The sequence below is a fragment of the Olsenella intestinalis genome (genome assembly GCF_023276655.1).
In the GTDB taxonomy this organism is placed as follows: Bacteria; Actinomycetota; Coriobacteriia; order Coriobacteriales; family Atopobiaceae; genus Olsenella_J; species Olsenella_J intestinalis.
Window position 1 is genome coordinate 267,501 of sequence record NZ_JALGRK010000001.1, and the last position, 20,439, is coordinate 287,939.

Annotated in this window: 18 protein-coding genes and 2 rRNA genes (1 of these 20 cut by a window edge); all 20 read right to left on the reverse strand. The window is 66.6% G+C overall.

The window, feature by feature from the left end; translation table 11 throughout:
• A 23S ribosomal RNA gene (locus M5D76_RS01015) occupies nt 1-1,199 on the reverse strand; it reaches 1,737 nt to the left of the window's first position.
• Nucleotides 1,200-1,444: 245 nt separating this feature from the next.
• Nucleotides 1,445-2,959: ribosomal RNA gene (locus M5D76_RS01020) — 16S ribosomal RNA — on the reverse strand.
• Together the 16S and 23S rRNA genes form the textbook arrangement of a ribosomal RNA operon.
• A gap of 613 nt (nt 2,960-3,572) precedes the next feature.
• Nucleotides 3,573-4,988 carry a phosphohexomutase domain-containing protein gene (locus M5D76_RS01025; RefSeq protein WP_248921552.1) on the reverse strand — a complete coding sequence of 472 codons (1,416 nt, stop codon included), beginning with the start codon at nt 4,986-4,988 and terminating at the stop codon, nt 3,573-3,575.
• A gap of 9 nt (nt 4,989-4,997) precedes the next feature.
• The gene (locus M5D76_RS01030) at nt 4,998-5,903 is read right to left on the reverse strand and encodes a UTP--glucose-1-phosphate uridylyltransferase (protein ID WP_248921553.1); all 906 of its coding nucleotides are present in this window, start codon (nt 5,901-5,903) and stop codon (nt 4,998-5,000) included.
• 116 nt (nt 5,904-6,019) lie between these two features.
• Nucleotides 6,020-7,111: a hypothetical protein gene (locus M5D76_RS01035; RefSeq protein ID WP_248921554.1), complete on the reverse strand. Its 1,092-nt coding sequence runs from the start codon at nt 7,109-7,111 to the stop codon at nt 6,020-6,022.
• Nucleotides 7,104-7,484, reverse strand: coding sequence for a metal-dependent transcriptional regulator (locus M5D76_RS01040; RefSeq protein ID WP_248922336.1), 381 nt, complete (start codon nt 7,482-7,484; stop codon nt 7,104-7,106). Before M5D76_RS01040 ends, M5D76_RS01035 begins: the two co-directional genes overlap by 8 nt.
• A gap of 162 nt (nt 7,485-7,646) precedes the next feature.
• Nucleotides 7,647-8,924 (reverse strand): UDP-N-acetylglucosamine 1-carboxyvinyltransferase, encoded by a 1,278-nt coding sequence (gene murA, locus M5D76_RS01045; protein WP_248921555.1) that lies wholly within the window; start codon nt 8,922-8,924, stop codon nt 7,647-7,649.
• Between the two features lie 12 nt (nt 8,925-8,936).
• Entirely contained in the window at nt 8,937-9,365 is a 429-nt protein-coding gene (atpC, locus tag M5D76_RS01050; RefSeq protein WP_248921556.1) for an ATP synthase F1 subunit epsilon, read from the reverse strand.
• Nucleotides 9,366-9,376: 11 nt separating this feature from the next.
• Nucleotides 9,377-10,849: a F0F1 ATP synthase subunit beta gene (gene atpD, locus M5D76_RS01055; RefSeq protein ID WP_346348391.1), complete on the reverse strand. Its 1,473-nt coding sequence runs from the start codon at nt 10,847-10,849 to the stop codon at nt 9,377-9,379.
• Nucleotides 10,849-11,763, reverse strand: a complete 915-nt coding sequence (atpG, locus tag M5D76_RS01060; protein WP_248921557.1) for an ATP synthase F1 subunit gamma — start codon at nt 11,761-11,763, stop codon at nt 10,849-10,851. Before atpG ends, atpD begins: the two co-directional genes overlap by 1 nt.
• Nucleotides 11,764-11,766: 3 nt before the next feature.
• The gene (gene atpA, locus M5D76_RS01065) at nt 11,767-13,425 is read right to left on the reverse strand and encodes a F0F1 ATP synthase subunit alpha (protein ID WP_248921558.1); all 1,659 of its coding nucleotides are present in this window, start codon (nt 13,423-13,425) and stop codon (nt 11,767-11,769) included.
• The gene (locus tag M5D76_RS01070; RefSeq protein ID WP_248921559.1) at nt 13,422-13,895 is read right to left on the reverse strand and encodes a F0F1 ATP synthase subunit delta; all 474 of its coding nucleotides are present in this window, start codon (nt 13,893-13,895) and stop codon (nt 13,422-13,424) included. The genes atpA and M5D76_RS01070 overlap by 4 nt, the downstream gene beginning before the upstream one ends.
• The gene (atpF, locus tag M5D76_RS01075; RefSeq protein WP_248921560.1) at nt 13,885-14,481 is read right to left on the reverse strand and encodes a F0F1 ATP synthase subunit B; all 597 of its coding nucleotides are present in this window, start codon (nt 14,479-14,481) and stop codon (nt 13,885-13,887) included. Before atpF ends, M5D76_RS01070 begins: the two co-directional genes overlap by 11 nt.
• Before the next feature lie 36 nt (nt 14,482-14,517).
• The gene (gene atpE, locus M5D76_RS01080) at nt 14,518-14,712 is read right to left on the reverse strand and encodes an ATP synthase F0 subunit C (RefSeq protein WP_248921561.1); all 195 of its coding nucleotides are present in this window, start codon (nt 14,710-14,712) and stop codon (nt 14,518-14,520) included.
• Between the two features lie 120 nt (nt 14,713-14,832).
• The gene (atpB, locus tag M5D76_RS01085) at nt 14,833-15,630 is read right to left on the reverse strand and encodes a F0F1 ATP synthase subunit A (RefSeq protein ID WP_248921562.1); all 798 of its coding nucleotides are present in this window, start codon (nt 15,628-15,630) and stop codon (nt 14,833-14,835) included.
• Nucleotides 15,630-15,947 (reverse strand): hypothetical protein, encoded by a 318-nt coding sequence (locus tag M5D76_RS01090; RefSeq protein ID WP_248921563.1) that lies wholly within the window; start codon nt 15,945-15,947, stop codon nt 15,630-15,632. The genes atpB and M5D76_RS01090 overlap by 1 nt, the downstream gene beginning before the upstream one ends.
• 187 nt (nt 15,948-16,134) lie before the next feature.
• A complete protein-coding gene (gene upp, locus M5D76_RS01095; RefSeq protein ID WP_248921564.1) occupies nt 16,135-16,776 on the reverse strand; it encodes a uracil phosphoribosyltransferase in 642 nt (213 codons plus the stop codon).
• Between the two features lie 84 nt (nt 16,777-16,860).
• The gene (glyA, locus tag M5D76_RS01100) at nt 16,861-18,123 is read right to left on the reverse strand and encodes a serine hydroxymethyltransferase (RefSeq protein ID WP_248921565.1); all 1,263 of its coding nucleotides are present in this window, start codon (nt 18,121-18,123) and stop codon (nt 16,861-16,863) included.
• A gap of 112 nt (nt 18,124-18,235) precedes the next feature.
• Nucleotides 18,236-18,697 carry a ribose 5-phosphate isomerase B gene (rpiB, locus tag M5D76_RS01105; RefSeq protein ID WP_248921566.1) on the reverse strand — a complete coding sequence of 154 codons (462 nt, stop codon included), beginning with the start codon at nt 18,695-18,697 and terminating at the stop codon, nt 18,236-18,238.
• Nucleotides 18,698-18,847: 150 nt separating this feature from the next.
• Entirely contained in the window at nt 18,848-20,425 is a 1,578-nt protein-coding gene (prmC, locus tag M5D76_RS09230) for a peptide chain release factor N(5)-glutamine methyltransferase (RefSeq protein ID WP_346348392.1), read from the reverse strand.
• Nucleotides 20,426-20,439: the final 14 nt, after the last annotated feature.

Sequence of the window (20,439 nt, forward strand, 5' to 3'; positions counted from 1 at the left end):
CATGCTTAGCCCCGTATATTGTCGGCGCATGTCCACTCGACCAGTGAGCTGTTACGCACTCTTTAAATGAATGGCTGCTTCTAAGCCAACATCCTGGTTGTCTGAGCAAACGCACATCCTTTGCCACTTAGCATGGATTTCGGGACCTTAGCGGGCGGTCTGGGCTGTTTCCCTTTCGAACACACAGCTTAGCCCACATGTTCTGACTCCCGGACTCTGGACCTACGGCATTCGGAGTTTGATTGATCTTGGTAGGCGGTGAGGCCCCCGCAATCATTCAGTGCTCTACCTCCGCAGGTAAACGTCCGAGGCTAGCCCTAAAGCTATTTCGGGGAGAACGAGATATCTCCGGGTTTGATAGGCCTTTCACTCCTATCCACAGGTCATCCCCCCAGTTTTCAACCTAGGTGGGTTCGGCCCTCCACGGGGTCTTACCCCCGCTTCAGCCTGCCCATGGATAGCTCACCCGGCTTCGCGTCTACGGCGCGCGACTGAACGCCCTGTTCAGACTCGCTGTCGCTGCGGCTCGCTTACTAGCTTAACCTCGCCACACGCCGTAACTCGCTGGCTCATTCTACAAAAGGCACGCCGTCACAGTGCAAGCACTGCTCCGACTGCTTGTAGGCACACGGTTTCAGGTACTATTTCACTCCCCTCCCGGGGTGCTTTTCACCTTTCCCTCACGGTACTTGTCCACTATCGGTCACAGGAGAGTATTTAGGGTTGGAGGGTGGTCCCCCCAGGTTCCCACCGGGTTTCACGTGTCCGGCAGTACTCAGGTGCCACTCGGCAGTCCGCGCGGATTCGCGTACGGGGCTCTAACCCTGTCTCGCCGGCCTTCCCAGGCCGTTCCGCTTCCTCGCGGTTTTGTAACTGCACGATGAGTGGTCCTACAACCCCGGCGGCGCCGAAGCGGCCGCCGGTTTGCCCTAGGTCCCCGTTCGCTCGCCACTACTAGGGGAATCTCGTTTGATTTCTCTTCCTCCGGGTACTTAGATGTTTCAGTTCCCCGGGTTGCCTCCACCATGCCTATGTGTTCAGCATGGGGCGGCGGGGAATGACCCCCGCCGGGTTCGCCCATTCGGAAATCCACGGGTCAAGCGGATATGTGCTCCTAACCGTGGCTTATCGCAGCTTGTCACGTCCTTCGTCGGCTTCCTGTGCCAAGGCATCCACCGTGTGCCCTTACCATCTTCTCTTCGATGGTCAGGTACATACACTATACGCACGCCCCCGCCAGAGCGAGGGGTGCGGTCAGATGCGATCTTCTTGAAAAAGAAAATTTCGTCTTTGTCACGCTATGCAGCTCTCAAGGTACGGCGAGGGCGAGCCCTCGAGACCGGACACTGCGCGCTTGCGCGCGGCGAAAGACTGCCAGCTGATCCGACGGGACGCCGCCCTCAGATAAGGTTCTTGTTCTCTCTCGAGAGGTTATTCTCCCTAGAAAGGAGGTGATCCATCCGCACGTTCTCGTACGGATACCTTGTTACGACTTCACCCCCCTTACCCTCCACACCTTCGGCGCCTCCCTCCCTTGCGGGTTGGGCCGACGACTTCGGGTGCAGACGACTCGGGTGGTGTGACGGGCGGTGTGTACAAGGCCCGGGAACGCATTCACCGCGGCGTGCTGATCCGCGATTACTAGCAACTCCAACTTCATGGAGGCGGGTTGCAGCCTCCAATCCGAACTGGGGCCGGCTTTGGGGATTCGCTCCTGCTCGCGCAGTGGCAACCCATTGTGCCGGCCATTGTAGCACGTGTGCAGCCCAGGACATAAGGGGCATGATGACTTGACGTCGTCCCCACCTTCCTCCGGCTTGACGCCGGCGGTCTCGCATGGGTGCCCGGCCGAACCGCTGGCAACATGCGACGAGGGTTGCGCTCGTTGCGGGACTTAACCCAACATCTCACGACACGAGCTGACGACAGCCATGCACCACCTGTCTAGGCTCCTCTCGGCCACGGCGTTTCCGCCGCTTCACCTAGATGTCAAGCCCTGGTAAGGTTCTTCGCGTTGCTTCGAATTAAGCCACATGCTCCGCTGCTTGTGCGGGCCCCCGTCAATTCCTTTGAGTTTTAGCCTTGCGGCCGTACTCCCCAGGCGGGACACTTAATGCGTTAGCTGCGGCACGGAGGGCACGTCCCCCCACACCTAGTGTCCATCGTTTACGGCTAGGACTACCAGGGTATCTAATCCTGTTCGCTCCCCTAGCTTTCGCGCCTCAGCGTCAGTCGTGGCCCAGAAGGCCGCCTTCGCCACCGGTGTTCTTCCAAATATCTGCGCATTCCACCGCTACACTTGGAATTCCGCCTTCCCCTACCAGACTCAAGCCTGCCGGTATCGGGAGCGGGCGGGGGTTGAGCCCCCGGATTTAACTCCCGACCTAACAGGCCGCCTACGCGCGCTTTACGCCCAATGAATCCGGATAACGCTTGCCCCCTACGTATTACCGCGGCTGCTGGCACGTAGTTAGCCGGGGCTTCTTCTGCAGGTACCGTCACCTTGCGGCCTCGTCCCTGCTGAAAGCGGTTTACAACCCGAAGGCCTTCGTCCCGCACGCGGCGTCGCTGCATCAGGCTTTCGCCCATTGTGCAAGATTCCCCACTGCTGCCTCCCGTAGGAGTCTGGGCCGTGTCTCAGTCCCAATCTGGCCGGTCGGTCTCTCAACCCGGCTACCCATAATCGCCTTGGTGGGCCACTACCCCGCCAACAAGCTAACAGGCCGCGGGCCCATCCCTCGCCGTCTGGGCTTTCCCGCGTCCCCCATGCGGGGGTCGCGGAGTATCCGGTATTAACCACGGTTTCCCGAGGCTATCCCGGTGCGAGGGGCAGGTTGCCCACGTGTTACTCAGCCGTTCGCCACTTTATACACACCCGAAGGTGCTTTAACCGTTCGACTTGCATGTGTTAGGCGCGCCGCCAGCGTTCATCCTGAGCCAGGATCGAACTCTCCGTTCAAAAAAGGCGAGCGGACGATGTCCGCTTCTCTTTTGGTGTTCGGAGCGACGTTCCGTATCTCTGGATCCGCTGATCTGGATTCGCTTGGTTTGAATTGACTTGTTAGTTAATTCACACTTCGCTTCGCTGTCTTTCGTCGATCTTTCGATCGCAGTATCCGGTTTTCAAGGTTCGCCGCGTCGCTCTCGGACCGCGTGGCCCGCTGCGGCGCGAGAAAGAACTATACGCGCTTGCCCGCCCCCTGGGGAGTGTCAATTGGCGCCTTCACAACCCTTACACAGTCGGCGGGCGGCACGTTTATTCCCGCAAGCGGTAGTGCTGGCTCTTCTCATTCAAAAGGTAATGTGTTAAAGGCCCACAAGCTGCGGATATCCGTCCACGGGATTCGTGGCTCAAGACGATGCGAACGTGCTACGCCCCCCTTCTCTATATGAAGGAAGCGTTCATAGATGAATCTCGCCGTCGCTTGCGCGGTATCGGACGCCCGCAGAGCCCCTCTCTTTAAAGGAAAGCCGCTATGCAATAAAAGGTCCCTCCCACGGGGGAAGGACCTTTCTCGCGCGGCTATATAGAGGGGGCGCCAGCGGTTCGACTCGGGGGCGCGACGCGTGCGCTAGGTGGCGACGGACTCGCTCACGTTGCCGCGCGCGAGATCGCATGCCGCGGCGAGCAGGTCGTCGCGGTCGGCGACGGACTCCGCCTCGGCGTAGGCGCGCACGACGGGAAGCGAGCGCGAGGGCCTCAGCATCACCCAGGCGTCGTTCTCGAAGGTGACCTTCATGCCGTCGGCGTGGCCGACCTGCACCGGCACGCGGCCGGCGAGCTGGCGTGGGTTGAGCCCGGGCAGGAGGTTGCTGAACGCCTGGAGCGCGGCGGAGTCGAGCCGCACGTCCTTGTGCGCGTAGTACATGTGGCCGATCTTCTCGGCGAGGTCATCGACCGCGGCGCTGAGCGAGCGGCCACCGAGCGCGACCATCTCGATCATGTAGAGCGCGCAGAGGATGCCGTCGCGCTCGGGCAGGTGGTCGGGGAAGCAGATGCCGCCGTACTCGTCGCACGCAAGCAGGACGTCGCCCTCGCGGACCTCGCTGTGCAGGCGCGCGAAGCCGACGGGCACGGCCGTGAGCTCGAGGTCGAGGCGCTCGGCCTGGCGCATCGTGCGCGCCGAGCACGGCAGCGTCATGACGACGCGGCCGTCGGCGCCGTGACGCTCGACGAGGTGCTCCATGAGAAGCGGCGCCGTCTTGTGCGGGCCGATCAGCCGGCCGCGCTCGCTCACGAACGCCGCGCGGGCGCAGTCGCCGTCGAGCACGACGCCGAGGTCGCAGTTGTTGGCGCTCACGCGCTGCTCGCAGTCGTCGACCCAGGGCTCGACCGGGCGCGGGTGCAGGCCGCAGAAGTCGTCGGACGACTCGCCGTGCAGCTCGACCACGTCGAGGCCGAGGCGGCCGAGAAGAGCCGCCACGATGCCCCGGCCACAGCCGTGCATGGGATCGACTGCCACACGCAGGCCGGCGCGGCCGATGGCCTCGGCGTCGACCATGGACGCGAGGTGGTCGAGGTAGGGGCCGACGAGGTCGACGCGGTCGAACGCGCCCATGTCGCCGGCGTTGGTGGTGGTCGCGTACTCGTCGACGCGCTCGGCGAACGAGGACGAGACCGTCCCGCCGTCGGCGCCGCGCACGATGATGCCGCCGTACTCGCCCGGCAGGTCGCACGCCGTGACCGACACCGCGCCGATCGCGGAGTCGTCGAGGGCGACCGCGCGACCGAGGGCAGGCGTCGGGCAGGGTGCGTCCGACACGTGGACGGCGAGTCCGAAGGTCGAGAGCGTGCCTGCCACGAGTAGCGCCAGGCGCTCGGAGTCGCGGCGGGTGTCGTAGCCGACGTAGATGGCGTTTGCGCCGGGGTCGGCAGCGGCTCCCCACACGAGGCCGAGCGCCGAGGCCACGCTGCCTACGCTCTTCTCGTCAAAGCCCTCGTCTGTGCGGGCACGCCAGCCTGATGTGCCGAAGTGAATGACGCCCATGGCCGTGGTCTACGCGAGCTTGCTTGCAGCCTCGCTCCCGAGCGCCTCCATGAACGCGGCGCGCTGGGCGTCGTCGGCGAGCGCGAGGCGCGCGTTGGTGGCGGCCCAGGCGGCGGGCGTGCCGGTGTCGCAGCCCTCCTCGGGGTCGACGACCACGGCGTACATCTCCTCCTCGGAGAGCAGGCGCTCCATGGCGTCGGTCAGCTGGATCTCGCCGCCGGCGCCGACGCCCTGGTCGGCGAGCAGATCCATGATGCGCGGCGACAGCAGGTAGCGGCCGACGATGAACAGGTGGGACGGGGCCTCCTCAGGCGCGGGCTTCTCGACGAGGCCCGTGACCTTCCAGACGGCGCCCTCGTCCTCCTCGGCGACCTCGGAGCCGTCGAGGGAGCCAACGCACTCGCCGGCGATGATGCCGTAGCGGCTCACCTGGTCGGCGGGCACGGGCGCGACGGCGATGACCGACGCGTTGTTGTGGGCGCGGGAGACCTCGGCCATCTTCACGCACATCTGGCGGTCGGGCACGAAGTAGTCGCCGAGAAGAACGAAGAACGGCTCGTCGTCGACCGCATCGGCGGCGCAGTACACGGCGTGGCCCAGGCCCTTGGGGTCGTCCTGGTAGACGAAGGAGACGGGCATGGCGCCGGCGGCGTGCACGAGGTCGGCCTCCTTGGCCTTGCCGCGGCCGCGCAGCATCGACTCGAACTCGTCGTCCACGTGGAAGTAGCTCTCGATCTGCGGCTTCTCGCGCGAGTTCACGATCACGACGCCGTCCACGCCCGCAGGCTCGAGGGCCTCCTCGACCACGTACTGGATGACCGGCTTGTTGAGGACCGGCAGGAGCTCCTTGGGAGTGCCCTTGGTGGAGGGGAGGAAGCGCGTGCCGAGGCCGGCGGCGGGAATGATTGCCTTCATCGGGAACAGTCCTTTCGTTTTGGTGCGCGCCCGAGGGCGCCTCATCTGCAAAAGCATAACGCTTGCGCTGGTTGGGTTTGGTCGCGAGCCTACAAACGGCAGATCGAACACAATCGCTAAGCGACGAATCTCCAGCCCAGGGTCGCAAAGTGGGGTCTGAGCGACTGGACCAGCCGGGCGGTGTCGCCCGGGGCGAAGCCGCGTCCGAGCGATACCGTGCGCACGCCGGCCGCCGTGAGCGCGGCCGCGGCGGCCTCGAGCTCGCGGGCGCGTGCGAGGTCCATGGCTCGTGCGCGGCGCGAGCCCGTGCGCACAGGGGCGGCATCGGCGTCCGCGTCGGCGTCCGCGTCGGCAGACCCGTCCGCCACGAGGGTCACGCAGAGGGCGAGGCCCTCCCCTTCCGAGAGGAGCGACAGCCTCGGCAGGACCTCCGCCAGGTGCGAGAGGCCAACCTCGGCCCCGAGCGCCGTGGCCCCGGCATCGACGAGCTCGGCAAGCGCCGCGCGGAGGCGCGACTCGACCTCGGCGTCGCCCTCGGGGGCGCTCATCCGCTCGGCGTCCGACCCCGCGACGGGCAAGGTCGCGACCACGGGGCGCCCGCTGACGTCGCGGACCGCACGCAGCGCCACGGCCACGTCCTTGGCGCGTCCGCCCTCGGCGACAAAGCCGTGGACGCCCGCCTCCTCGAGGCGGGAGGCCTCGCGCGCAAGCGCCGCACGCACGTCGGTTGCGGCGTCGACCGCAGCGCCGGCCTCGGCCGCGAAGCCGCGCACGCGGCCAAGCACGTAGCGCGGCGAGCACGACAGCGCGGCGCGGGTCGCGCCCTCGACGGCGGCGTCCTCGCAGTGCGCGAGGCCCGCGGCCGCGAGCTCGACGTCGGTGCAGCCGGCCGTGTTGGTCACGGCGCCGGCGGCGCCTCCCAGGCGGAACAGCTGGTGGATCTGGGCGAGTGCGGTCGCGTCGCTCACGCACCACGCGGCCTCGGGCACGCCGTCCGCGAACGGCAGCTCGGCCAGGGCGCGCGACATGTCGCCCGAGAGCACGAGCGCCACGTCGGACTCGCGCGAGAGCACGTGCGCGAGCTCGCTCGAGATCATGTCACGCGCGTCGTCGGAGGGCCTCAGCTCGGCCATCGCGAGCGCGGCCTCGAGGTCGCCCTCATCGGGGGCGCCGTTGGGGCCAAGGCCCATGCTCTTCTCGTCAGTCAAGGGTGATGCCTTCTTCTTCCAGGTGGTGAAGCCAGCGCGACTGCGTGTCGATCGACAGCGCGTGCTCCATGAGGCAGGCCTCGTTGTCGGCAGTCTCGGGGTCGACGCCCAGCTCCTGCTCGAGGAAGGCGCGCAGCATCCGGTGGCAGCGCCACACGTGCGAGGCGTACTCGCGGCCGGCCGCGGTCAGCTGCACGCGACCGTAGCGGTTCTGCTCGACGTAGCCGGCGTCCTTCAGGGTCGCGAGCGCCTTGTTGACGCTCGCCTTCGAGACCTCGAGCTGCTCGGCCACGTCGACGGAGCGGATGCCGTCGGTCGCACCCGACTCGACCATGATGCGGTAGATCGACTCGAGGTAGTCCTCGTTTGCCATAGAGAGGCGCTTGCCCTCGTCAAAGGAGCGGGCGGCGCGGGGTGCGTTCGCCTTGGCGCGATCGCTGTTGGTGGAGTCCATGGTCCCTCCCATCGTGGGCGCGGGGCTCGCGCGACGTCTGCCGCGCGACGTACCCCTAGGATACGCCAACCGGGATGCGCCCTAGAGCGTGTCCTGGTCGGGCACCTCGACGCGGCTCACGGCGGCGCCGAGGCCCTGGAGCTTCTCGACGAAGCACTCGTAGCCGCGGTCGATGTGGTAGATGTCCGAGACGGTGGTCGTGCCGTCGGCCACGAGGCCGGCCATCACGAGCGCCGCGCCGCCGCGCAGGTCGGGCGACTTCACCTGGGCGCCCGAGTAGCCGTCCACGCCGTGGACGATCGCGTGGTGCCCCTCGATGCGGATGTCGGCGCCCATGCGCTGAAGCTCGCTCGCGAGCATGAAGCGGTTCTCGAACACGTTCTCGGTCACGATGCAGCTGCCCTCGCACAGGGCGAGAAGAGCCATCGTCTGGGCCTGCATGTCGGTCGGGAAGCCGGGGAACGGCAGCGTCTGGATGTCGACCGGGCGGATGGCGCCCTCTCGGCTCACGGTGCACTCGCCGTTGCCGCGCTCGACCTTGAGGCCCATCAGCTCGTACTTCTTGAGCACGAGGCCGAGGTGGCGGGGCTCGAAGCCCTTGACGGTGACCGGCGTCTTGCCGAGGCCGGCCATCGCGAGGAACGTGCCCGCCTCGATGCGGTCGCCGACCACCTTGTGCTCGGCGGGGTGCAGCTCGCTGACGCCCTCGATCTCGATGACCGGCGAGCCGGCGCCGCTGACCTTGGCGCCCATCTCGTTGAGGAAGTTCGCCAGATCGACGATCTCGGGCTCGCGGGCCGCGTTGTCGATCGTGGTGGTGCCCTTGGCGCGCACCGACGCCATCATGAGGTTCTCGGTCGCGCCGACGCTCGCGAAGTCGAGCGTGACGGTCGTCCCCGTAAGCCCCTTGGGCGTCGTGGCGTGGATGTTGCCGTGGTTGACCTCGAACGCGACGCCGAGCGCCTCGAGTCCGAGGATGTGCATGTCGATCTTGCGGGCGCCGATGTTGCAGCCGCCAGGCATGGCGACGATCGCCTCGCCGAAGCGCGACAGCAGCGGCCCGAGGACCGCCGTGGAGGCGCGCATCTTGGCGACGAGGTGGTACGGCGTCTCGAAGCGGTCAATGTCGGAGGTGTCGATCTCGAGCTCGTGAAGGCCCTTCACCTCGACCTTGGCGCCCAGGTACTTGAGCACCTTGCCCATGACGTGAACGTCCGAGATGTTGGGCACGTTGGTGAGGCGGGAGACGCCCGGCGCGAGGATGGTCGCCGCCATGAGCTTGAGGGCGGAGTTCTTTGCTCCCTCGACGGTAACCTCGCCGCCAAAGGGACGTCCGCCTTCGACCTGAATGACTTCCACTATTTCCTCCGTCTACGAGGCGCTTCCGGCCTCCGTTGCCTGCTTGAGCAGGAGATTACACCACTTGATCTTGTTGTCGTAGTACGCGCGACGGTGGTCGCCCTCCTCAAGCTGGTCTCTGAGGTCGAACGCCTTCTGGCGGGTGCGACGCACGGTGTCGGGGTCGATGTCGTCGACGTCGCGCGCATGGTCCGCGAGGATGATCACGCCCTCGGGATTGATCTCGGCATAGCCGCCCGAGATGATGACGTGCTTCTCGCCGCCACCATCCTCGGGCGTCTGATGCAGTCGAACGATGCCGTCGCCCAGCGAGCAGATCTCGGCGGCGTGGCCGGGCCACACGCCGAGCTCGCCCGAGTGGGAGACGAGGATGAGGCTCGAGACAGGCCCCTCGTAGAGGAGCCTGTCCGGGCGCACGAACTGACAGGTAAGCTCAGCCATGGAAAACTTCCCTACTCGTTCTCGGTCTCCGCCATCTTGCTGGCGCGCTCGCGCACGTCATCGATGGTACCGGCGTAACGAAACGCCTGCTCGGGGATGTCGTCGCACTTGCCGTCGATGATGGCGGCGAAGGAGCGGACGGTGTCCTCGACCGTGCAGTAGTCGCCGGGGTTGCCCGTGAACTTCTCGGCAACGTGGAACGACTGGGAGAGGAACTGCTGGATCTTGCGGGCGCGGGCGACCACAAGCTGCTGCTCCTCGGACAGCTCGTCCATACCGAGGATGGCGATGATGTCCTGGAGGTCGGAGTACTCCTGGAGGATCTCCTGGACCGCCATGGCCACGCGGTAGTGCTCCTCGCCGACGACGCTGGGATCGAGCGCGGAGCTCGAGCTCGCCAGCGGGTCGACGGCCGGGTAGATGCCGAGCTCGGTGATGGAGCGCGACAGGACCGTCGTGGCGTCGAGGTGCGTGAACGTGGTCGCGGGGGCCGGGTCGGTGAGGTCGTCTGCGGGGACGTAGACGGCCTGGACCGAGGTGATCGAGCCCTCCTTGGTGGAGGTGATGCGCTCCTGGAGGTCGCCCATCTCGGTTGCCAGCGTCGGCTGGTAGCCGACGGCGGACGGCATGCGGCCGAGAAGAGCGGAGACCTCGGAGCCGGCCTGCGAGAAGCGGAAGATGTTGTCGATGAAGAGAAGGACGTCCTGACCCTGGTCGCGGAAGTACTCGGCGGTGGTCAGGCCGGCGAGGCCGACGCGAAGACGGGCTCCGGGCGGCTCGTTCATCTGGCCGTAGACCAGGCAGGTCTTCTCGATGACGCCAGACTCGGTCATCTCGAGGTAGAGGTCGGTGCCCTCACGGGTGCGCTCGCCGACGCCGGTGAACACGGAGGTGCCGCCGTGCTCCTGGGCGAGGTTGTTGATGAGCTCCTGGATGAGGACCGTCTTGCCGACGCCGGCGCCGCCGAAGAGGCCGGTCTTGCCGCCGCGGACGTAGGGCTCGAGAAGGTCGATGGCCTTGATGCCGGTCTCGAAGATCTCGGTCTGGGTCGTCAGCTCCTCGAAGGAGGGAGCCGGGTGATGAATCGGGTAGTACTGGACGTCGTCGGGGATCTCGCCGCCGTCGACGGGGCGACCCGTGACGTTCCAGACGCGGCCCAGGATGGAGGGGCCGACGGGCATCATCATGGGGCGACCGGTGTCCTTGACCGTGAGGCCGCGACGCAGGCCGTCGGTCGAGGACATGGCGACCGTGCGGACGACGCCATGCGGTAGCTGGGACTCGACCTCGAGGATCGTCTCCTCGGCGTCGTCAGAGGCCTTGACGGTGAGGGCGGTGTAGATGCCCGGCACCTGGCCGTCGAACTTGACGTCCACGACAGGGCCGACGATACGGACGACGGTGCCCGTGCCGACGCTCCTGTTCATCTGTTGGTAGGCGGCCTCCTCGAGGGGAGTGCGCGTCTGTTCAGTAGTGCTTGCCATTAGTTGTCCTCCAATGCGGAAGCGCCGCCAATGATCTCGTTGAGCTCAGTGGTGATGGCACCCTGACGCTCGCGGTTATAGGTGTGCGAGAGCGTCGAGAGCACCTCGCTGGCGTTGTCGGTAGCCGACTGCATGGCGCGGCGGCGCGCCCCATGCTCGGCAGCCGCCGAGTCGAGCAGTGCGTGATAGATGACCGTCCTGATGTAGGCCGGCATGAGGTATCCGAGCACCTCCGAGGCGGAGGGCTCGAAGGAATAGTCGGAGTACGCCTTGCGGTCGACCATCGAGACTGCCTCGGGGTCACGCGGCGGGTTGGGCATCATGAGCGCCTCGCGAGAGATGGGCAGGATCTTCTCGGTGACCTGGATCTGGTCGACGCGGTTCTTCGCATGCCAGTAGAGCAGCTCGACGCGATCGATCGTGCCGTTGGCGTAGCCGTCCATCACGTAGGACGCGATGCGGTCGGCCTCGTCCATGTTGGGGTCGGAGGAGATCCCGACGAAGGAGAGGACCGGCTCGATCTTGCGGTACGTGAAGTACTCGGTCGGCTTGCGCCCGCAGGTGATGACGGACGCCTCGATGCCGCGCGCCTTGAGCTCCTCGATCTCACGCTCGACCTGGCGCTGCTGGAGGATGTTGAATCCCCCGGCAAGGCCGCGGTCGGACGCGACGATGATGAAGAGCACATGCTTCTCCTCGTCGCGCCCCTGGAGCAGGGGCTGCGACTCGTCGAGGCTGGCGCCTGCGACGTTTGCGAGCATGTTGGTGATCGCGTCCTTGTACGGCAGCGCCTCCTGGGCGCGGGTAAGCGCCTTCTGGATGCGCGCCGTGGAGATCATCTCCATGGTTCGCGTGATCTGCATGGTGCTCTTGATGGAGCTCATGCGCCTCGAAATTTCGCGAAGGTTCGCCATGCGCTAGCGCTCCTGCTCCGAATCGTCGCTCGTGGGATCGAGCGTGCCCGTCTCCTCGGCAGCCTTGGCGACGTCGACCATCGTGGACTTGTTGGGGTGCTCCTTGAGGAAGCGCTCCTTGAAGTTGGCGATGTGGCGCTTGAGGCGCTCCGACATGGCGTCGTCGATCTTGCCGTTGCGAAGCTCCTGACGAAGCTTCGGGTGACGCTCGGCCATGCTCTTGGCAAGCTCGTTGCGGAAGAGCGTGACGTGGTCGAGGTCGATGTCGTCGAGGAAGTCCTCCTTGGCGGCGAAGATGGCGATGACCTGGTCGGAGACGTCGAGGGCCGCGTAGCGCGGCTGCTTGAGCATCTCGGTCATGTGTGCACCGTGGTTGAGCTGGTACTGGGTCGCCTCGTCGAGGTCGGAGCCGAACTGCGAGAAGGCCTGCTTCTCACGGTAGCTCGCGAGGTCGAGTCGAAGCGTGCCGGCGACCTGCTTCATGGCGGCGAGCTGGGCCGCGCCACCGACGCGCGAGACGGAGATGCCGACGTCGACAGCCGGGCGCTGTCCCTGGAAGAACAGGTTCGACTGCAGGTAGATCTGGCCGTCGGTAATCGAGATCACGTTGGTCGGGATGTACGCGGAGACGTCGCCCTCCTGCGTCTCGATGATCGGGAGTGCCGTGAGCGAGCCGGCGCCGTTGGCGTCAGAGAGCTTGCAGGCACGCTCGAGCAGGCGAGAGTGCAGGTAGAAGATGTCACCGGGGTAGGCCTCGCGTCCGGGCGGACGGTGAAGCGTAAGCGACATCTGACGATAGGCGACGGCCTGCTTGGAGAGGTCGTCGTAAACGACGAGGACGTGACCGCCGGGGTGCTCGGCATCGGCGGGGTTGCCGTCCTTGTCGTTGTACATGAAGAACTCGCCGATGGCGGCGCCGGCCATGGGCGCGATGTACTGCAGCGGCGCGGAGTCCGCGGCAGTGGCGGCGACGATGATCGTCTTGTCGAGGACGCCGCGCTGGGCGAGCGTCTCCCTAATCGCCGCGACCGTGGAGGCCTTCTGGCCGATCGCGACGTAGATGCAGATCATGTCGGTCTCGCGCTGGTTGACGATGGCGTCGATGGCGATGGCCGTCTTGCCCGTCTTACGGTCGCCGATGATGAGCTCACGCTGGCCGCGGCCGATGGGCACCATTGCGTCGATGGCGAGAAGTCCGGTCTGGACGGGCTCGCACACCGGCTGGCGCTCCATGATGCCAGGGGCCTTGAACTCGATGGGGCGACGGTGGGTCGCGTCGATGGCGCCCAGGCCGTCGATGGGCTGGCCGAGCGGGTTCACGACGCGGCCGAGCATGGCGCGTCCCACGGGGATGTCCATGACGCGGCCGGTGGTGCGGCACTCGTCGCCCTCCTTGATGGAGTCGACGTCGCCGAAGAGGACGGCGCCGACCTCGTCGACGTCGAGGTTCTGCGCGAGGCCATAGACGCTGCGGCCGGTGGCGGAGCTCGTGAACTGGAGGAGCTCGCCGGCCATGGCCGTCTTCAGGCCGCTCACATGGGCGATACCATCGCCGACCTCGGTGACGACCGAGGCCTCCTGCATGTCGACGGTCGCGTTGATCTGGGACAGCTGCTCGCGCAGCGTGTCCATGATCTTCGCGGAACTGATCTTATCTGTCATTGCTCATCACTTCCGATGAAGGTCGAGGCGAGCGTCTTCCTGATGTTCGCAAGCTGCGCCTTGACGGACGCATCGTAGCGATTGCCCTTCGCCTCGAGAACGATGCCGCCCAGGATCTCGGGCTCGACGCGCTCAACGAGGTAGATCGGTGCGTTCAGGTACTTCTCGGCCTTGGTGCGGACTTTCTGGCGAAGGTCGTCGTCCATGGGGACGGCCGTGGTCACCGTGACCGAGACGGTCTCGTCCTCGGAATCGAGGATCTCCTTGTACTGCTTTGCAACCTTCTCGACGAGGTCGAGGTCATCGGCATCACGCATCGCCGCGATGGTCTCGAGGACCTCGGGCGAGAACTTGCGCGCGTGCAGCCACTGCACGAGGTCGGCGTTGGCCCTGCCCTCGGAACGGGCAGCGTCGATGAGGGCCCGGCTGTAGGCCTCGACCTTCTCCTCGTCGCCCCGCTTAGCGCTCATCAGAGGCACCAACCTCGGCGAGGTACTTCTCGGCGAGCTTGCGCTGGGACTCCTCGCTCAGCTCGTTGCCGATGATCTTGCTGGCGATCTCGACGGAGAGGTCGACGACGGAGCTCGAGAGCTCGATCATGGCCTTCTTGCGCTCGGACTCGACCGCACCGCGGGACTTGGCCACGATGTCGGCCGCCTCGCGCTGGGCCTTGGCGAGGATGCGAGAGCGCTCCTCCTCGGCCTCCCTCTTGGCCTTGGCGACGATGACCTCAGCCTCCTTGTGAGACTCGGCGATGCGAGCCTCGAGGTCATTGACCTCGCGGGCGGCCTGAGCCTTGGACTCGGCGGCGCTGTCGAGGTCGTCCTGGATCTTCTGCTGACGCTGCTCCATCATCGAGAGGATCGAGGGCCAGGCGAACTTGGCCAGGACGACCCAGATGACAAGGAAGGCGATGAGGGCGGGGATGAACTCCGCGGGCTTCGGGAGCAGAATGTCCGGACCGCTCGGCGTCTCGGCAAGGGCGATCGCCGGGGTGGCGAAGGCTGCCAAGGCGGCGCATGCGGCGCGCGCAAGTCCCTTCGTGTTGCTGTTCATACGTTCCTCCAACTCAGCGTGTGTCGTTGCCGGCGTCTACTTGACGATAAGGCTGACGACGAAGCCGATGAGGGCGAGTGCCTCGACGAAAGCGGAGCCGAGGATGAAGACCGTGAACAGACGGCTCTGCATTTCAGGCTGACGCGCCATAGAGCTCGTGGCGCCGAACGCAGCGAGACCGATGCCAATGCCAGCGCCGATGACGCCAAGACCATAACCGATGACTCCCACAATTCCTCCTTTGTCATTCGCCGTAACGTGGCGAGTTTCTGACAACGTATCTATCGCCAGCGGGTAGAAGTCATGCCCGCGTGGTTGCACAGTAGGTGGCCCCGAGCGGGACCGCACGCTCTACTCGTTCTCGACGAGCTGGATGTAGACGGCCGAGAGAAGCGTGAAGACGTAGGCCTGGATGGCCGCGACCATGAGCTCGACCGCGTAGATGACGATCAGGATGAGCATCCAGAAGATCGACGTGGCGGCGCCGGGAAGCGCGGCGACGGTGAAGCTCTGCAGGAGCGGCTCGACGAAGAGCGACGCGAGAATCGCGAAGGCGCCCATGACGACGTGGCCGGCGAACATGTTGCAGAAGAGTCGGACGGCCAGGGTGATGAGGCGCAGGAAGGTCGAGAAGAGCTCGATGAGCCACAGGGGGACGCTCGCGGGGAACGCGATGCCCTCGGGCGCGAGGCTCTTGAGGTAGCCGATCGGGCCCATGCGCTTGACGCCCACGACGATGAAGTAGACGAACGAGACGAGCGCGAGGGCGGTCGTGACGCCCATGGTGCCGGTGCCGGGGTGGCAGCCGGGGATGACGCCCACGATGTTGTTGAAGAGGATGAAGAAGAAGAGCGAGGCGATGAAGGGGAAGTGCTTCTTCCACGTGTCGCCCAGGATGGACTTGCACATGTCGTCGCGGGCGAACTCGATCACGTACTCGACACCGTTGACGAAGAGGCCCTTCGGCGCAAGAGAGGCGGCCTGCTTCTTCTTGAACACGAAGATGACCACACACAGAAGCGCGATCGCCACGAACATCCAGAAGATGTACTGGGTGAAACCGACGGTGGTGTCTCCCACGATTGCCTGTGAAAGGAAGCTGTTGACGAGATGGTCCATCTCTTCAGGCAACTTAGAAAGCGCGTCCACTATTCGTCCTTCCCCTCGACGTTGCCGTGCGCGCGCATCGCGCGCAGGCCCCGAACTGATTCAATACCCCAAACCGCGAGGAATGTTGCACATGTTGCACAACCGAAGGCGAGCGTGGCCTCGGGGGCGAGCAGGTGCACGGCAAGCATCGCCAGCGAGAGCATCGCGAACGAGGCCATGGTGCTCACCAGGCCGCGGGCGACGCTCGCCGCACGGCTCGGCTCCCCCCTCAGCGCGACCTCGAACAGATACGCCGATGGCATGGCGCCGGCGAGTCCCGAGACGACGCCGAGGGCTATGGCCACAGACAGGTTCAAGAAGCGCACCTCCGGATGGCCCGCAAGACGGGTTTGAAACGCCCCGAATTGCGAAGCACAGCAACTCTAGTAGTGTATCCCTCAATTGTCCACAACGGGTTTCGAAACTTCATACATGACGACACATTTGCAAAAGCGCCCCAGCTCAGAGGCTTGGGGCGCTTGATTTTAATCTGCCGAGTGGCGCTTACTTCGTGCCGTAGATCCTGTCGCCGGCGTCGCCGAGGCCCGGCAGGATGTAGGCCGTCTCGCTCAGCTCGCGGTCGATGGCGGCCGTGTAGAGCCTGACGTCGGGGTCAAAGTCGAGGACGGCCTTGACGCCCTCGGGGGCGGAGACCAGCGTGAGGCAGCGGATGTCCTTCACGCCCGCCTCGCGCAGGAACTGGATGGCCGCGGTGAGCGAGCCGCCGGTGGCCAGCATGGGGTCGACGATCAGGCAGGTGCGCTCCGCGATGGAGGCCGGGAACTTGCAGTAGTACTGCACGGGCTCGTGGGTCTCGGGGTCGCGGTACATGCCGACGTGACCGACGCGCGCGGAGGGGACGAGCTCGAGGATGCCGTCGACCATGCCGAGGCCCGCACGAAGGATGGGGATGATGGCGATCTTCTTGCCCGCGATGCGCTTGCAGGTCGCCGTCTCGAGCGGGGTCTCGACCTCGACGTCCTCCAGGGGAAGGTCGCGCATGGCCTCGTAGCCCTCGAAGACGGCGAGCTCGGTCACGAGCTGGCGGAAGTCCTTGGTGGTCGTGCGCTTGTCGCGCAGAATGTGCAGCTTGTGCTGAACGAGGGGATGGTCGATGACGGTTACGCGCTTCTCGTCGAACTCCATGGCGATCCTTTCAATTTGTTTCCAGCCACGACAGCTCGTCGCGGCATAACCTTCGCAAGTTCGTGCGCAATTGTACAGCAGGCCCTAGTCGAGCTCGGGGTAGAGGGGGTGTTTGGCCAGCATCTCCCTCACCTCTGCAGATACGGCCTCGATCTTCTCGTCGCGCCCCTCGTCGAGCGCGAAGACCGTGGTCGCGATGAGCTCGCCCACGCGCTCGCACTCGGCCTCGGTGAAGCCGCGCGTGGTGACGGCCGCCGAGCCGACGCGAATGCCGCTCGTGACGAAGGGCGAGCGCCTCTCGCCGGGGATCGTGTTCTTGTTGACCGTGATGCCCACGCGCTCGAGCGCCTGCTCGGCATCGCGGCCCGTGACGTTCTCGGCGGCCGTGAGGTCGACGAGCAAGAGGTGGTTGTCGGTGCCACCCGTGACGAGGCGCAGGCCGCCGGAGCTCATGCCGCGGCCGAGGGCGGTGGCGTTCGCGCAGACGGCGCGTGCGTAGTCCGCGAACTCGGGCTTGAGCGCCTCGCCGAAGGCGACCGCCTTGCCGGCGATGGCGTGCTCGAGGGGGCCGCCCTGGGCGCCGGGGAACACGGCGGAGTTGAGGCGCTTGGTGTAGGCCTCGTCGTTCCAGAGGATGAGGCCGCCGCGGGTGCCGCGCAGGGTCTTGTGCGTGGTCGAGGTGACCACGTCGGCGAAGGGCACGGGGCTGGGGTGGACGCCCGCGGCGACGAGGCCGGCAATGTGGGCCATGTCGACCATCAGGATGGCGCCGCCATCGTGCGCGATCCGCGCGAAGCGCTCGAAGTCGATCAGGCGCGGGTAGGCGCTCGCACCCGCGATGACGATGCGGGGCTTGAAGCGCGCGACCTTCTCGGCGACGTCGTCGTAGTCGATGCGCTCCGTCTCGGGGTCGAGCCCGTAGGAGACGACGTTGAAGAGCTTGCCGGAGTAGTTGGCCGCCGCGCCGTGCGTGAGGTGGCCGCCGTTGGAGAGGTCCATTCCCACGATGGTGTCGCCGGGCTGGGCGAAGGCGGTCTCGACGGCGTAGTTGGCCTGCGCGCCGGAGTGGGGCTGGACGTTGGCGAAGGCGGCCGAGAAGAGCCTCTTCGCGCGCTCGCGGGCGAGGTCCTCGACGCGGTCGACCGCCCAGCAGCCGCCGTAGTAGCGCTTTCCGGGCAGGCCCTCGGCGTACTTGTTGGTGAGCGGCGAGCCGACGGCCTCGAGCACGGCGGGCGACACGAAGTTCTCGGATGCGATGAGCTCGATGGAGTCGCGCTGGCGGGCCAGCTCGTCGTCGATCATGGATGCGATCTCGGGGTCGGCGTCCCTCAGGTACTGAAAGCGCATGTGTCTCCCATCGGTCTCGCCCGGGGCGACGCGCGCCCGGGCTCGCGTGCAGATGAAGGTGGGGCGTCGGTCCGCGCCGGGGTGCTGCCCCGAACGCGGGCCTGGGGCGTGGCTAGCGCTCGACGCCGGAGAAGGTCGGGTCGTCCTCGCGCATGATCTTCTCGACGCGACCGGCGTGGCGGCCGCCGCCGAACTCGGTGGTGAGGAACTCGTCGACGATCTTCTTGTTGGTCTCGAGCGGCGTGAAGCGGCCCGAGATGCAGACGACGTTGCCGTCGTTGTGCTCGCGGAAGAGGTGCGAGAACTCGGGGGTCTGGATGACCGCCGCGCGGATGCCCGCGACCTTGTCAGCCGTGAGCGCCATGCCGATGCCGGTGCCGCAGATGAGCACGCCGCGCTCGGCCTCGCCGGCGGCGACGGTGCGGGCGACCTTGTCGGCGAAGTCGGGGTAGTCGCAGCGGTCGGCGCTTGCCGGACCGAGGTCGACGACCTCGTGGCCGAGGCCCTGCAGGTACTCGATCATGGCGGGCTTCTGGTCGAAGCCGGCGTGGTCGGATGCGATGGCGATCTTCATGCAACACTTCCTCTCGGGTGCGGGGCCCTCGCCCCGCTATGGACTGAACCTAGCCTACCGCACGCATGGGCAGGCTACGTGAAGGACTTCATATCGAAGGGAACCATGCCGCTCGCCGACCGCGGGCGGGGCGAGGCGGCGGCTCTTCTCCTATGCGCCTCGGACGGCGTCGAGCACGTCGGCGCACGTGATCGCGCCCTCGCGCAGGATGCGGGGCTCTGCGCCCGTGCAGTCGACGATCGTGGAGTTTACGGCGATGGGGGCGGCGCCCGCGTCGAAGACGAGGTCGGCGCTCGCAAGCAGGCGCCCGTCGAGGTCGGTCGCGCTCGTGGCGGCCTCCTGACCGTGGACGTTGGCGCTCGTGATGGCGAGCGGGCAGCCCACGCCGCGCGCGAGCGCGCGCACGAGGTTGGAGTCGGGAAGGCGCAGCGCGATCGTGTGGTCGCCCGAGCGCACGTACTCCGCGGGCACGGCCTCGCTCGCGCGGACGACGAGCGTGAGGGCGCCGGGCCACAGGCGCTCCGCGAGCGGGCGCGCCCACGCGGGGACGTCGGCGCCGAAGCGGTCGAGGTCGGAGGCGTCGGCGATGAGCCACGGCAGGGTCTGCGACAGCTCGCGGCGCTTGATCTGGAACGTGCGGCCGAGGCCGGCGTTGTAGGGCATGGCCGCGCAGCCGATCCCGTAGACCGAGTCGGTGGGGACGATGACGACCCCTCCCCTCTCGAGCACGCGCACGCCGCGGCGGACGGCCGCCTCATCGGGTCGGTCCTGGTCGACGGAGACGACCTTCTCGCGCAGGTCGAGCTCGCGCTCGCGACCGTCGGCGAGGTCGGAGGCGAGGTCGCCCTCGCGCGCGGCGAGAAGGACGCGCGGCCTTCGCGTGAGGTCGTTGCGGACCTCGACCGTGGCCCAGCCGCCCTGCTCGCGGCAGAGCTCGGCCGCGGCCTCGACATTGGTCTCGGCGAGCTCGACCGCAAGCGCACCACCGGGCCTGAGCGCCGTGGGCGCGAGCTCGAGCAGACGCCTGAAGACGTCAAGCCCGTCGGGGCCGCCGTCGAGCGCGAGGTGCGGCTCGAAGCCGCGGACCTCGAGCGGGAGCGTCGGCACGACGTCGGAGGGAATGTAGGGAGGGTTCGAGACGAGCACGTCGAAGGCCCCCATGAGCGCCTCGTCGACGCCGGAGGCGAGGTCGCACTCGACGATCTCGACCTCGCCGTCGAGCGCGAGGGCATCGCGGTTGCGACCGGCGAGCGAGACGGCGGCGCTCGACACGTCGGTCGCGACGACCTTGGTGCCGGGGCGCTCGGACGCAATGGAGAGCGAGATGCAGCCCGTGCCGCAGCCCACCTCGAGCACGCGCGCGGCGCGGCCGCAGGCGCGGGCGGCGTCGACGCGCTCGAGGGCCGCGTCGACGAGGATCTCGGTCTCAGGCCTGGGGATGAGGACGCCCTCCTCGCAGCGGAGCACGATGTGGCGGAAGGGCATCTCGCCGTAGACGTACTGCAGCGGCTCGCCCTTGCCGCGACGCACGACGCCGTCGTGCATGCGGGAGAGCTCGTCGGCGCTCAGCGGGCGGTCGAAGCTCGTGTAGATCTCGACGCGCGAGAGCCCGGTGACCGCGCAGAGGAGGAGCTCCGCCGAGTGGCGCGGTCGCTCTTCTCCCTTGCGCTCGAGATAGCCGCACGTCCAGTCGAGCACGCGCCCCACGGTCCACGTCTCGTCCGCCATGTCATCCTCCCCCA

Excerpts from the sequence above, each read along its gene's own strand:
- glyA (WP_248921565.1), bottom strand. The coding sequence starts at position 18,123 with ATGCGCTTTCAGTACCTGAGGGACGCCGACCCCGAGATCGCATCCATG.
- M5D76_RS01040 (WP_248922336.1), bottom strand. The coding sequence starts at position 7,484 with ATGGCAAACGAGGACTACCTCGAGTCGATCTACCGCATCATGGTCGAG.
- prmC (WP_346348392.1), bottom strand. The coding sequence starts at position 20,425 with ATGGCGGACGAGACGTGGACCGTGGGGCGCGTGCTCGACTGGACGTGC.
- M5D76_RS01070 (WP_248921559.1), bottom strand. The coding sequence starts at position 13,895 with ATGAGCGCTAAGCGGGGCGACGAGGAGAAGGTCGAGGCCTACAGCCGG.
- atpG (WP_248921557.1), bottom strand. The coding sequence starts at position 11,763 with ATGGCGAACCTTCGCGAAATTTCGAGGCGCATGAGCTCCATCAAGAGC.
- rpiB (WP_248921566.1), bottom strand. The coding sequence starts at position 18,697 with ATGAAGATCGCCATCGCATCCGACCACGCCGGCTTCGACCAGAAGCCC.
- atpF (WP_248921560.1), bottom strand. The coding sequence starts at position 14,481 with ATGAACAGCAACACGAAGGGACTTGCGCGCGCCGCATGCGCCGCCTTG.
- M5D76_RS01025 (WP_248921552.1), bottom strand. The coding sequence starts at position 4,988 with ATGGGCGTCATTCACTTCGGCACATCAGGCTGGCGTGCCCGCACAGAC.
- upp (WP_248921564.1), bottom strand. The coding sequence starts at position 16,776 with ATGGAGTTCGACGAGAAGCGCGTAACCGTCATCGACCATCCCCTCGTT.
- atpD (WP_346348391.1), bottom strand. The coding sequence starts at position 10,849 with ATGGCAAGCACTACTGAACAGACGCGCACTCCCCTCGAGGAGGCCGCC.
- atpC (WP_248921556.1), bottom strand. The coding sequence starts at position 9,365 with ATGGCTGAGCTTACCTGTCAGTTCGTGCGCCCGGACAGGCTCCTCTAC.
- atpA (WP_248921558.1), bottom strand. The coding sequence starts at position 13,425 with ATGACAGATAAGATCAGTTCCGCGAAGATCATGGACACGCTGCGCGAG.
- M5D76_RS01030 (WP_248921553.1), bottom strand. The coding sequence starts at position 5,903 with ATGAAGGCAATCATTCCCGCCGCCGGCCTCGGCACGCGCTTCCTCCCC.